Source organism: Leptolyngbya sp. FACHB-60 (genome assembly GCF_014695775.1).
Taxonomy (GTDB): Bacteria; Cyanobacteriota; Cyanobacteriia; order Phormidesmidales; family Phormidesmidaceae; genus Nodosilinea.
In genome coordinates, this window is the sequence record NZ_JACJOX010000018.1 from 52027 (window position 1) to 64540 (window position 12514).

General features: G+C 51.7%; 9 protein-coding genes. 3 read left to right on the forward strand and 6 right to left on the reverse strand.

Features of this window, described 5'->3' with window-relative positions; translation table 11 throughout:
* Positions 1-121 precede the first annotated feature (121 nt).
* The 6 genes from H6F57_RS06660 to H6F57_RS06685 form a co-directional block, all read right to left on the reverse strand.
* Positions 122-757: a response regulator gene (locus H6F57_RS06660; RefSeq protein WP_190625209.1), complete on the reverse strand. Its 636-nt coding sequence runs from the start codon at positions 755-757 to the stop codon at positions 122-124.
* Positions 758-878: 121 nt separating this feature from the next.
* Positions 879-1403 carry a Crp/Fnr family transcriptional regulator gene (locus H6F57_RS06665; protein ID WP_242024770.1) on the reverse strand — a complete coding sequence of 175 codons (525 nt, stop codon included), beginning with the start codon at positions 1401-1403 and terminating at the stop codon, positions 879-881.
* A gap of 594 nt (positions 1404-1997) precedes the next feature.
* Positions 1998-2159: a hypothetical protein gene (locus tag H6F57_RS27130; RefSeq protein ID WP_199289525.1), complete on the reverse strand. Its 162-nt coding sequence runs from the start codon at positions 2157-2159 to the stop codon at positions 1998-2000.
* A 260-nt stretch (positions 2160-2419) separates the two neighbouring features.
* On the reverse strand, positions 2420-6391 hold the full coding sequence (locus H6F57_RS06675) for an EAL domain-containing protein (RefSeq protein WP_190625211.1): 3972 nt from the start codon (positions 6389-6391) through the stop codon (positions 2420-2422).
* A 576-nt stretch (positions 6392-6967) separates the two neighbouring features.
* Positions 6968-9151: a type I DNA topoisomerase gene (topA, locus tag H6F57_RS06680; RefSeq protein ID WP_190625212.1), complete on the reverse strand. Its 2184-nt coding sequence runs from the start codon at positions 9149-9151 to the stop codon at positions 6968-6970.
* Positions 9152-9539: 388 nt separating this feature from the next.
* Entirely contained in the window at positions 9540-10517 is a 978-nt protein-coding gene (locus tag H6F57_RS06685; RefSeq protein ID WP_190625213.1) for an SDR family NAD(P)-dependent oxidoreductase, read from the reverse strand.
* 268 nt (positions 10518-10785) lie between these two features.
* Between H6F57_RS06685 and H6F57_RS06690 the strand changes: the two genes are divergently transcribed.
* The 3 genes from H6F57_RS06690 to H6F57_RS06700 all read left to right on the forward strand — a co-directional run bounded on the left by H6F57_RS06690 (position 10786) and on the right by H6F57_RS06700 (position 12480).
* Positions 10786-11013, forward strand: a complete 228-nt coding sequence (locus H6F57_RS06690) for an acetyltransferase (RefSeq protein WP_190625214.1) — start codon at positions 10786-10788, stop codon at positions 11011-11013.
* 110 nt (positions 11014-11123) lie between these two features.
* Positions 11124-11525 carry a DoxX family protein gene (locus H6F57_RS06695; RefSeq protein ID WP_190625215.1) on the forward strand — a complete coding sequence of 134 codons (402 nt, stop codon included), beginning with the start codon at positions 11124-11126 and terminating at the stop codon, positions 11523-11525.
* Positions 11526-11988: 463 nt separating this feature from the next.
* The gene (locus H6F57_RS06700) at positions 11989-12480 is read left to right on the forward strand and encodes a hypothetical protein (protein ID WP_190625216.1); all 492 of its coding nucleotides are present in this window, start codon (positions 11989-11991) and stop codon (positions 12478-12480) included.
* Positions 12481-12514: the final 34 nt, after the last annotated feature.

Below are 12514 nucleotides of genomic sequence, written 5' to 3' on the forward strand. Positions count from 1 at the left end.
GGCAACTGCTGAAACGGTGCTCGATCAAAAGCGATAGAATGCACTCCGTTTGGACGCCTCAGAACTATGTGCGAACGGTAGCTACACTGGTGAGCGTTGCGCGCCAAGACCGACTCTATTTTCAGGCTAGTGGATGTATGGTTCTGGGATCTAACCCATTGTTAGCTCCATTGATTTGGGTTTGTGGTCTTGCCAACTCCGCTACAACAGCAACGAGTTCATAAACATCAGTTGGCTTGGAAAGATACTTCTGAAAACTATCCGCTCGAAAATTCTGTGATGAAAGTTTTAGACAGTCTTGTTGCCTAAGTAGCGTTGTCACCGCAATAGCATACAAAAATTTGTCTGGATTGGTCTGCAAACTTCTTAGTTCGTGAACCAGGGCATAGCCATCTTGGCCTGGAAGGCTGATATCACAGATTAAAACATCTGGATACCAGGTAGTTGCCTTATCAATTGCTTCGACAGTCGAAGTGGTTCCGAAGACCTCTGCTTCTTCTTTTTGCAGCACAAAACTAAAGATGTCTATAGTATCGACATCTCCATCAACGATCAAAACCCGTAGGCCCTTTAGCGAAGATAGATTGCTATCGAAACTAATGTGGTTGTTTTGACACCCTTCTACTGGCAAACTGGCATGGTCTGAATCCGTTTGCAGTGCTTGAGGGCTAGCTAAATGCAGCAAATAATCTAGAGTTAGCCAGTCAGCACAGTTCGTTATGTCGTCGTATCCACATTGACGATATTCTGGCTGCATAATCACCCACGATGAGACTCTGACCTAGACAAGCCAGTCAGATTTTCTAAGCCAAAGCTATCCTAAGCCGATCTAAACGGTCAAGTCGGTCGGATTTTAAACATAGGACAGAATTTTCTACCTACAGGGTACCCAGCAAATGAGCAAACTCGCTGCGAATGGCGTTATAGCATTCACAGGAACAGGTTTCTAAAGCCTCACCGTCCAAAATCGTGACCTGACCACGAGCGTAGTGAATTATACCAGCCTGGCTCAAATTGCCAGCGGCTACCGTGACACTCGAACGGGGAACGCCTAACATTTCTCCGATAAACTCTTGAGTCAACAAAAATGTATCGCTTTGCACACAGTCTCGTACCAGCAAGAGCCAGCGAGCCAGTCGCTGCTCAGTTGAGTGAAATCGATTACAGGCGATAGCCTGAGCCGCTTGGCTGAAAAGAGCCTGACAGTAGCGAAGTAGAATGCTTTGTAGCGGTCCACCGCGATCGAACTCAGCCTTTAAGGTTACGGCACTCATGCGCATAGCCTGGCCTGGAATCTGCACATAGGCTCGATGGGATTTGGTCGTACCGCCCAAAATGGCCAAAATACCTGCCATTCCTTCCCGCCCTACTAGGCTAACCTCAATGGTAGAGCCATCTTCCATTGAGTTAACCAAGGAAATTAGTGAGTCGTGCGGAAAGTAAACGTAGGAAACAGGCTCATCAACGTCATAAATAGACTGATAGTTTGTCAGTGAGACCCGTTTTAAATGGGGAGCGAGCCGTTCATATACTTCCGCTGGCAAAACCGCAAGCAAATGATTTTCAGGGGGGGCGAAATTCCCAATGTTAGACATAATCTCTCTCGTGGGGACGAGCCATGTTGCGAATAACAACTACTGGCACTAGGAAAAAGGCTTAAATCCCATTCACAATGTCCAAGGAAATTAATCTAGGCTGGCAAACCTTTTAGCGCTGCCTATTTGCACAATAACAATAAATGGATGACTGTGGATGACGAGGAACGCTATCCTGAAAAAGTTATGGGAGGGCATTGAGCACAGCATCTCCACCTGGAATAGGAGGCGATGGCTGTAGTGCCCTGTTGTTAGGTTCTTTAGCTTTGAGCTGCTTTCATCAGCTGACCTCAGTAGACGCGATCGCAGCCCTCAACTCAGGAACAGCAAAACTCGGGCGGCTTTCGCGCATAAATGTCTCACCGAGACGAAATTCACCGGCGGACGAGACAGGGTGTAGGGTCAGCGCAGGTGCGTAAAGCCGACGCCTGGGATCACCGTCGGGTTGCCGAGGACGGCTGGCGTCTCAGCGAGGTGGTCGAATCGAACGTTGGAGCCACCATCGTTGAGGTCGGCGACGTAGCCATCGAGCGACATGGACGTGATTGCGACAAGCTTCGGCATTGGGTGCTTTGCAGTCGTACTACAAAATCTCAATTGAGGTTATATCCAAGCCAAAGCTTTTGAGGATGAGACTTATTTTGAGACAAGTACGAACGAGTTTGCTTCTTGCAGGTCTGCTACAGTTCATTAGAATTAAATGGACTCAAATCGCGACTTCGCTACTTAGAGCATTAACAAAGCCAATTGACGCAGTGCCTTTAGGCCTCTCTGGGTACGATTGACTGGTTCTTTAACGATTGTGGTTGCACACTAAATTTTTGTCACAGCATTACACAACTCCTCTGGGTATCGTGAGTCTGAATAAATTGCTGAAATTGCTGGGCCGTGAGCGGTTTACTCAGTAAGTAACCTTGAACACTACTGCAGCCTAGAGCTCGCAATATCTGCAACTGTTCTACTTTTTCGACCCCTTCAGCAACCGTTTCTAGATTTAGGCCGTGGCCCAGAGCGATCACCGCTTGCACAACAGCAATCTCCCTCGATTCAAAGGACAGATCTTGAATAAACTCGCGGGCAATTTTGAGGGAATGGAGCGGAAATTGTTTCAAGGCAGCAAGGGAAGAGTGCCCTGTGCCAAAATCATCCATTGAGATATAAATCCCCATATCTTTCAGTTCTTGTAAGGTAGAGATTGCGGTAGGAATATCCTGCACCACCACTCTTTCCGTGATTTCGATCTCTAGCTGGCTGGGATCAAGCCGATGATCTAACAAGATTTGAGCAATCTTTTTGGGCAAGGTTTTTTGCTGAATCGTTTGAGCGGAAAGATTAACAGCAATACGCAGTAGTGGGTTGCCGAGGTTTTGCCAGGAGCGAATCTGAGCACAGACGGCACGAATTACCCACTCATCGATCGCGCTTATTTGTCCTGTCACTTCGGCTATTTCTATAAACTCTGCCGGCATCAGCAACCCTTTGTGAGGATGCTGCCAACGAATTAAAGCCTCAGCGCCAGTCAACCGACCTGTTTGCAAATCTAACTGGGGCTGATAGTGCAGCACAAACTCATTTTGATCTACAGCCTTATGAAGATCATTGGTCAAAATCAGTTGATCTAGAGACTTCCCTATCGTGACAGAGGAGTAGAGTTTGTAATTATTGCGCCCCTGATGCTTGGCATCATACATGGCTGTGTCCGCCTTTTTTAGCAGGGTCTCAGCATCTTGACCATGACTGGGGGCAAGAGCAATACCAATGCTCGTCGTAATCCGAAAAGCTTGGCGATTGAACACAAATGGCTCACGCAGGTTATTAAGAACCCGTTGAGCCACTTTCGTAACATCTTTGGTGGACTTAATATTTTGGAGCAACAGGGTAAATTCATCCCCACCCCACCGCGCCACAATATCGCCCTCTTTTAGACAGCCCGAAATTCGTTGTGCCACCTGCTGCAATAGCTGATCTCCTACTGGATGGCCCAGCGTGTCATTAATCGCCTTGAAATGGTCGAGATCCACAAAGCAGACCGCTAGCATCCTACTATCTAGTCTTTTATTAATGGGTTTAAGTTGTTCTAATGCCTTGACCAATTTTTCTTCAAACAGCAGTCGGTTGGGCAATCCAGTGAGCCGGTCATGACAAGCTTGATGGCGAATCGTTGCCTCAATCCGCCGCTGCATCACGGTGATGTATAAATGGGTGGCAAGGGTTTGCGACAGTTTGATGTCTTCTGCGTTCCAACCTAAGGCAAACGGGGTATTTACTAAGTCTTGAGAGGATGGATTGGCATCGGCAATAGCCTGTTGGCGGTTTGGAAACCCACCGGTCGCAAACAGGCTCACATCCAGTTCGCGACGAAACAGGCTGAACCACCCAATGGCCTGTTGCTGATATTGCAGGGGCACAATCAGTACAGAATGAATAGCGACCGCTTCGAAAGCCGCTCCTAACGTCCGCAGGTGTGGATCTTGCCTAAAGTCTTGCAGGGTATAGAGATGGTAAGTTGGCTCTTCTTCACTACTCGTTGTCTGAGGCCTTCTATCATTCGCGCTCTGGGCCAAACGAGGCCAAAGATATCGTTCAACCTCCAGGGTTAAGGCGGGTTGCACTCCTGAACGGTAAAGCTGGTCACTCTGATCTTCGGTATCGGCAGAGATATAGAGTTGTCCACCAATGCAACCAAATCCGGTAACGGTAGCATCAATGACTTGCTGCATTACTCGGATGGCATCTCCAGGAGTATGCAACAGGCGGGTGAGGCGATTGATGGTGGCTTCCGCCTGGGCTTGCTGAGACGCTTGTTTTAACAGGGTTGCTTGAGCGATCGCAATGCCGACATGGGTCGAAAGTTCTTTGAGAAAGTCCAGTTCCCAAGATTGCCATTCACGATAGCGATCGCACTGGTGAGCAATTAACAGCCCCCAAAGTTCTTGATTGTGGAGAATTGGGACCACTAGCTTTGACTTCACACCAAGTTGATGGAGGGTTTCTGCCAAACAGGGTGAGATATCGTCTTGCCTAATATCAGCAATGGCACGAACCCGGCCCTGTTGGTAAATGCGGTGACTTTCAACCGGGAAAATCTCCTCTGGTAGCGGTTGATCCATTAACGGGAAACATCCCGGAGCAACGGCTTCATTCGTCACTGAACCGGTACCGTCAGGATTAACGCGATAGGTCAGTACTCGATCAGCCTGCAACAGTTGCCTGACCTCAGCCACCGTCGTGTTCAAAATCTGATTGAGGTCTAATGACTCACGAATGCGGTGCGCTACCGCCGTAATTAAACGCTCCCGCTCAAATTGCTGCCGCAACAAATTCTCAGCCTGTTGGCGTTTCTCCAATTCAGCTTGAGACTGCTGATACAGCTCTGACTGATGAATCGCGATCGCCGTTTGGGTGGTGAGTTGCTTGAGCAAATCAATCTCATCCGCTTGCCATACCCGCGTGCCAGAACATTGTTGCACCACCAGCAAGCCCCAGAGGTTGACCGCATCGACAATGGGCACGACTAAATTAGCCCGCACTTGAAAATCGGCTAGCAAGTCACGGTGGCAGGGGGTCAAATCGGCTGTCTCAATATCTGAGATTGCCTGCACCCGCCCCTGTGCATATAGCTGTAAGTAGTGTCGGGCAAAATGGCCGTCGTGAATCTGGGTGCCCGTAATTGTGCGCCACTGAGCATCCACCGATTCCACTACGACCGAGCCACTATGGTCAGCGTTAAGTTGGTATATTAAAACTCGGTCAGATTCTAATAGATGACGCACTTCGGTGACGGTGGTTTGCAAAATCGCGGTCAGATCTAGCGAACCTTGAACATGAATGCGCTCAGCCATTTGTCTAACCAGGCTTTCTTGAGCGGATTGTCGCCGCAGTTTCGCCTCTAGCTGCTTTTGAGCCGTAACATCGTGACAAATTGCGATGTATTGATAGGGTGTGTTATCACCGTCAAGAAAGGGGACGATAGTAGTATTAGCCCAATACGAGCTACCATCTTGAGCGCGTTTTTGGATTTCTCCTCGCCATACCTGCCCACAATTGAGGGTTTGCCAGATGGCTTGTAAATCGGTCGGAGAATGTTCGTCCTCCTCCAGCAAAAGATGCTTGTTGCCAATCAGTTCTACCGCTGAATATTGAGAGATTTCGCAGAATTTATCATTGGCATAGGTGATTAACCCTTGGGCATCTGCGATCGCCACAATGGAAGACTGATCTAGCGTAAACTCAATATCTGTGCGGTCTTTTAGGGTTTGCTTAAGCACCCGGTGCCCGTATCTTAGCTCCAGTTGTACTACTACCTGATGGCTCAGGATGCGCATCGCTTCAAGTTGATCTGAGTCTAGTTGACGCGGTTGCCGATCGATAACGCACAGCGTCCCTAGCGGATAACCATCGGCAGTAATAAGGGGAAAGCCAGCGTAGAAACGAATGTGGGGCTCTCCGACGACTAGCGGATTCTGCGCGAAGCGGTCGTCGATCAGAGCATTTTCGACGATGAGAGGCTGTGACTGTAAAATCGCGTGGGCGCAAAAAGCCCACTCGCGGGGAGTTTCTGTTGTTGTTAGTCCAACCTTTGCCTTAAACCACTGGCGGTGGTCATCAACCAGACTTATCAGGGCGATCGGGGCCTGGCTGATCTTGGTGGCGAGTTGAACTAAATCATTAAAAGCAGGTTCTGAGGCCGTATCCAGGAGATCATATCGAGCCAACGCGACTAACCGAGCCGCTTCATGATCGCCCTCGATATTTACCATCCTCTCTCCCCCTAAACGTTTTGATGGATGAACCATCGTCGTAGCGTGGTCTAGATACCAGAGTGCCTATGTTTACACTCAAACGTATCAGAGACTACAAGCATCGTAACTTTAGTACGGATGGAGTCTATTACTTTGATGTATAAATTGACATCCTTCAACAGGTTGGCGCAATCTTTCGATAAGGTTTAGTAGTTCAGGGCGGCGATCGTCCTCGACACTTGCTCCGGCCTCACCTCCCAATGCTGCAGTGACGTCAGCAATGCATGGCCGCTAATGTCCTGGATTACTCGCGGCAGTATCGCTATTCTGGTTCATCGCTGCTGCCTTCTATAGGGTAAGAGCCGGTGCCAATATCGGGCAGCATGGCCAGCCGTTTCTACTAGCTGATACCAATTCTCTAGATTTCAGCTACGCATAGGGCATCAATAAGCCAACCCCACTGAGTCAAAGAACGAACCTGAGCGAGCGATAACCGATTCAGTCAATGGCTAATCGTCTGCTGTATTTCACAACAGCGCTATTTCCGATAGCGGTAAGCCAAACTTGCCCGTGAAGCGCAGCAGGCGGAACAGTGACACGACAGCTGATAACGTTTTTTCTAGAAAACGCCTAAGGGCTAGGGGCCGATATCTTCAAAGTGCCAAATTTTGGCGACCAAAACTCCCCTCGGCTCTGGAAAAAAGCTACCTCCTTACACTTGCCACGGCGATTCTCAAGGATTGAGCAGCGCAGCATGACTTTGTCTTGGCCGTCTTTGGCGTAGGCGTAGCGCTCTAGCAGAGCACCACAGACAGGGCAGGGATGATCAGTAAACATCTCTGAACTGAGAGCTTGGCGCTGGGCTTGAGGCAGCTCATAGCATTTGGCCTTGGCATTCCAAAACATGACGGTGCCACCTGAGCCTGAGCATTTGAGAAAGTGCTTAGCTTTCATCTTTTTGGAACGGGAGGGAAGTTTGGTCATCGCCTCGCCGCAGGTGGGGCATTTGGTTTTGGTCGGTTGCCCAGTGGCAGGCTTGGCCCTGGTAACTGACGATCGCTCAGAAGGCATCGCTCCTGCTACTGGGGAATGCTCGGCCAAGGTTGGGAGGGAGAAAAGTTGGGCCTTGGCTTGGGCGATCGCCGGAGCAAAATAATCCCGATTCCAGTTGAGCAGATAGGCCTGCCACTCCTGGTCGCCAGTGGCGATCGCATCGAGGGCCGTCTCCATCTGAGCGGTAAACTCTGGCTGAATCAAGTCGGGCAGAAGTTTCTCCAAGGCTCCATCCAGTTCCAATCCCAACGCGGTGGGCTGTAGCTTGCCCTGAAGCAGATCCACATACTCCCGCTCCCGCAGAGTTTTGATGGTGGGGGCGTAGGTGCTGGGGCGGCCAATCCCTTTTTGCTCCATCAGCTTCACTAGCTTCGGCTCGCTGTAGCGGGGCGGCGGCTGAGTCTGCTTGGCATCGGCCTGGGCCTGCTTGAGTTGGAGGGGCTGCCCCTGAGTCAGGGCAGGCAACACTGAATCGGCGCTGAGGTTGTTCCAATAGCGGGTGTAGCCGGCAAATTCTAGCACCTGGCCTCGGGCTTCCCAGTAGGCGTCGCCGGATTGGGTAACAATGCGGGTTTTGCGCAGGCGCGCCGGAGCACATTGCGAGGCCACCGCCCGATTCCAAATCAGCTCGTAGAGGTGGGCCTGCTCGGCAGAGAGTTCTCGCTGGAGGTGCTGGGGCAGGTGATTGACATCGGTGGGGCGAATCGCTTCGTGGGCTTCTTGAGATCCTTTGATGGCCCGATGCTGAGTGGTTTTACGAGGCAAGTTAGTGGGGTCGTGCTGCTCCAGGTACTGGCGCACCGCGTCACAAAAGGAGGCCGAGAGAGCAATCGAATCGGTGCGCATGTAGGTGATGTGGCCCTTTTCGTAGAGGGCTTGGGCTACCTTCATGGTGTGCTCAGGGCTGAAGTGCAGTTTCGAGCCAGCCGCCTGCTGCAATGTGGAGGTGACGAAGGGTGGCGGGGGCGACTGGGTGGTCTGCTTGCCTTCGATTTGCAGCACGTGATGGGGGTGAGATTGGGCGATCGCCACCAGCTGATCAGCCCGCTCTTGAGAGGTCACCCGCTCAGACTCGTTCTCAGCGCCCTTATCCTCCGAATCTTTGGCAGGTGGCCGCTGCGGCTTAGGACTGCTGCGATAGAACGCTTTGAACCCCTCGCCATAGGTCACCCACACACTCCAGTAGTCTTGGGGGACAAAGGCTTGAATGGCTCTCTCCCTGACGCAGAGCAAATGCAGAGTGGCGCTCTGCACCCGACCCATAGATTTTGCGCCGTTATTGAGGGGCCAAACCACGTGGCGACTGCCCCTGTAGCCCACCAGCTTATCGAGGCAGTCGCGGGCGCGTCCGGCGGCGACTAGGCTTTGGTCGAGGGTGCGGGGATGGGCGATCGCCGCTCTCACCGCCTGGGAGGTAATTTCGCTGTAGACCACCCGCCGAGGATTCTTTAGGTTGAGCGCCTGCTGGAGGTGCCAGCCGATGGTTTCGCCTTCGCGATCGGGGTCAGTGGCAATGTAAACGCAATCAGCGGCTTTGACCGCCTGGCGCAGGTCAGCCAGCACCTTTTGGGCTCGGGCATCGCGAGGTTGGTAGCGGCAGTCGATGCCGCCCGGCCCCAGGTCAAAGCCGAGGGCATCTTCGCCGTCATTGGCAAGTTCGCGCACATGGCCCATGCTGGCCTTGATCACCCAGCCCGAACCCAGGATTTGCCCTAGCTTCTTTACCTTGCCAGGGCTTTCAATCAGCAGCAAATTGGCCATGGTTGCCTCAATTGACCATCGGGGGTGTGAATGCACTAACTCAATAGTACACTTGAACTCAGAAATTGCAGCGCCTCGACTCCAGCCACCCTAGTATCGTAAGGCACGAAGATGTAGAGCTTTGCTGGGGCGAAGCAGGCAGAATAGCCAGCTCTGCTGGCGTCAGAATGAGTTGCTCAATCAGTTCTTCCGGTTCCCACTGTCGCTTCATCGCTCTTCCCACCGCCTAGCTTGCGCCAAACATATCAGCGAGAAACTTGGGTCAAACTAATACAAGTAAACTAAATAGTTCCAAATCGCAGTTTCGCTATTTTGAGGCCATATACGTTCGCTTTTCTATTTTTGTTCTTTAGTTGTGTCCGCGGTTTCCACCCCCGGGGCCTCTCCTTTAAGCCTTGGGAGAGCCGAGCGGCCCCAGCAGCAAAAACGGCCAGGGCAGCTCTAGATCGGGCACCAGCCCAGCGTAGGGCCGCAGCCCCGGCACTGCGTAGGGCAGCACAAACCGCAGCGACCTGAGCGATGCTGGTCGTTTACCCTCGGCATCGACTGTGCCATATTCTCTAGCTAGTTCGGCAACAATCTGCACCTGCCCGGTGCGGCGCAGCAGGTGGCGATCGGCGGCCAGCGCTGCAATCACCCGGCCGGTGAGCAGCGGCGTTTCCCAGTTGTAGTGGTCAGAGCCATCCTCCCCAGCACTAGACGGTTGACTGTCCCCTAGCCCCATCTCAGCGGCAAATTGGGTCATCAGCTCAGTGCCGACAATGCCTGGCCAAATCGAGAGCGAGGTTACCTGGTGGGGTTTGAGTTCTACCGCCATGTCTGCGGCCAGGCGATCGCAGGCTGCCTTACCTACGCCGTAGGGCACCCCAAAAATATAGGACAACCCACCCCACGACGACAGGGTACAGATTAGCCCCCGCCGCTGCGGCACCATCAAGCGAGCAGCATAAACGCTGGCCAGGTAGTGGCTCCGCAGCCCCACAGCGTTGCACGCATCCCAAAACTTGGCAGGTTCGGCCTCCCAAAAGGGCTTGCCGTAGGCTGCCTTGAGCGCCGACACCCCGGCGTAGGCGTTGTTTACCAGCAGATCGAGGCGGCCGTTTTGGTCGGTTTGAATGCGATCGAAGAGGGCCTTGACCTGGTCATCGTCGCTGTGGTCTACCTGTACCGGAATCGCCGTTCCGCCTGCCTGGTTCACTGCCACAGCGGTTTCTTCCAGCGATCCTATCGAGTCGGCCGAGGCGGTGAGGGTGCGCCCAGTGATGTAAACCACTGCCCCTGCCTCACCCAAGCCAGTAGCAATGCCCTTTCCCAACCCCCTGGTGGCCCCGGTCACCACCGCAACCTGTCCGTCCAGCCGTGCCATAGTTATCTCCTAGTTAAACCAGCGCAGCCTTTGACGAGCAATAGACTACCTGAATTGAACCTCACACCAAACGTAGCTGTGAGTCAGCGATCGGTGCTAACAGCTTTGTTCTAACAGCTCTGATGCCGTTAGGTAAGCCTCCTGAAAAAGCTCAGCAGCGCCACAGTTACTTATTTAGACAGAAGCCTTGGTCTTTCTAATTGGATAGCCTAAGGCCATAAACAGCGTCGGCTTAAAACGTCGGCTCTCTCTACCCAACCGTGAAACTATGTTTGTTAAAGACACCCAAGATCAAACGCTCATTAAAGTACTGGATGTCACTGATTTAATTAATCCGCAGAACAACCAAATCCAGGGGCAACAGCAGGCTGGTGAAGAAGAACAGCCACCCCAATCCTACGAAAAATCGCGCCTTCAGTTTCCCTCAGGCGAGGCCCTACCCGAGTGCTGGACTAACCCAGACTACAAACTGCAGCATAGCCCAACCCCTCAGTAAGGATTGGCCCCCTTGCTTAGTGTAGGGCACGGGTATTTCCTGATAGCCCTCCCTCTACCCCCACGACAGTCGCCCTTAACCTGCCCGTAGAAAGTTTTATTCCCTGACCTATGCACCGTCTTGAGCACAGCAAAATTACCCTCCGGGGCATTTTGGCCGTCTGTATGGTAGTGGCAGGGATCTTGCATTTCGCCCTGCCAGACCCGTTTATTCGCATTGTGCCGGGCTTTTTGCCTGCCCCGGCTGCCCTGGTCTACATCAGTGGTGTGATTGAAATCATGTTGGGCATTGGCCTTTTGGTGCCCGCTCTACGCCAAGTTTCGGCGTGGGGGCTGGTCGTATTGTTTATTGCGGTGTTTCCGGCCAATCTCAATATGGCCATCAATCACATTCAAATCGACGGCATTCCCAACACCTGGTGGTTTCAGGCAATTCGCCTGCCGTTTCAGCTCGTGTTGATTGCCTGGGCCTATTGGTATACCCGCCCAGAGCTGCCGCAAACTTCCCAATAGTCAGGCACTGCGGTTATCTACTGCGATCGCTTGCAACGTTAGAACCAAAGGTGCTGAATATTGCCTTAACGCAAGATTGTCATAGGGAGTCCTGCCCTACAAAGCCTCTGCTAAAAGCTTTTTAAGGGACAGGGTTGAGGCTTAATTCTCATCCTCCAGTCGCCTTGTTTCCGCCCCTAGGAACGAGCTGTGAGGAGACAAAATCCATCTCAGGGGCGATAGGAGTGGTTCTACAGCGCTGATAATCTTGAGCAACTAATTTAGTGTAGAGCACTATTCTTGTAAATTCAGACTTGTACTGTTTGGATTGTGATGGTGTTAAAACAGAGGAGTGACGCCGGTTGGCTGCGATCGCACCTCAGCTGAAACTTTCACTACCTAAATTTGCCCTAGACGCAGTGCCAAACTTTGCGCGGCCAGCAGCGACGGCATCTTCAACGTCCGAATTATGTTTGGGGTCATTATGCAAACTCGTCGAAGGCAACCTTCTAATGACTGGACTAAAGGCTCAAAGGGCATAGTCAGTTTTTTTGTGCTCTTTTTAGCTTTGGGCTTTTTGATTTATCAGCTCTTTTCCAGCGTGCTGTTTGCCATGAGCTACTCCTCTGGTGCTGGAGCCCGTAGCCTTGCAGCAGCGTTATTTCCGCTAACGGTTTTAATTTATTTAGGCTTTATTGCACGAATACAAATTCCTACTCGGGAGAGCCGCGCTCCTATTATTAACAGCTTTATCGTTTTCCTGTTGTGGACGATGCTGGTGCTGGGTGTTGATATTACCAACGAAACCGCTTACTTTCCAATTGAAGAATTGCTTTACTCTTCGACTCTGGCCGCCATGCTCTGGCGCTATAAATATCGGGGCCAGTTTAAAGCTTTGATCGCCTGCTGCTATGGCGTGTTAGCTGGAACAATGGCGGCGGTGATTGTGTTTGGTATCAATCCTGCCGCTATGTAGGGTCTTAAAGGGCATTTGAAAAGCGATTGTTGTA

Excerpts from the sequence above, each read along its gene's own strand:
- H6F57_RS06660 (WP_190625209.1), bottom strand. The coding sequence starts at position 757 with ATGCAGCCAGAATATCGTCAATGTGGATACGACGACATAACGAACTGT.
- H6F57_RS06665 (WP_242024770.1), bottom strand. The coding sequence starts at position 1,403 with ATGGAAGATGGCTCTACCATTGAGGTTAGCCTAGTAGGGCGGGAAGGA.
- H6F57_RS27130 (WP_199289525.1), bottom strand. The coding sequence starts at position 2,159 with ATGCCGAAGCTTGTCGCAATCACGTCCATGTCGCTCGATGGCTACGTC.
- H6F57_RS06675 (WP_190625211.1), bottom strand. The coding sequence starts at position 6,391 with ATGGTTCATCCATCAAAACGTTTAGGGGGAGAGAGGATGGTAAATATC.
- topA (WP_190625212.1), bottom strand. The coding sequence starts at position 9,151 with ATGGCCAATTTGCTGCTGATTGAAAGCCCTGGCAAGGTAAAGAAGCTA.
- H6F57_RS06685 (WP_190625213.1), bottom strand. The coding sequence starts at position 10,517 with ATGGCACGGCTGGACGGACAGGTTGCGGTGGTGACCGGGGCCACCAGG.
- H6F57_RS06690 (WP_190625214.1), top strand. The coding sequence starts at position 10,786 with ATGTTTGTTAAAGACACCCAAGATCAAACGCTCATTAAAGTACTGGAT.
- H6F57_RS06695 (WP_190625215.1), top strand. The coding sequence starts at position 11,124 with ATGCACCGTCTTGAGCACAGCAAAATTACCCTCCGGGGCATTTTGGCC.
- H6F57_RS06700 (WP_190625216.1), top strand. The coding sequence starts at position 11,989 with ATGCAAACTCGTCGAAGGCAACCTTCTAATGACTGGACTAAAGGCTCA.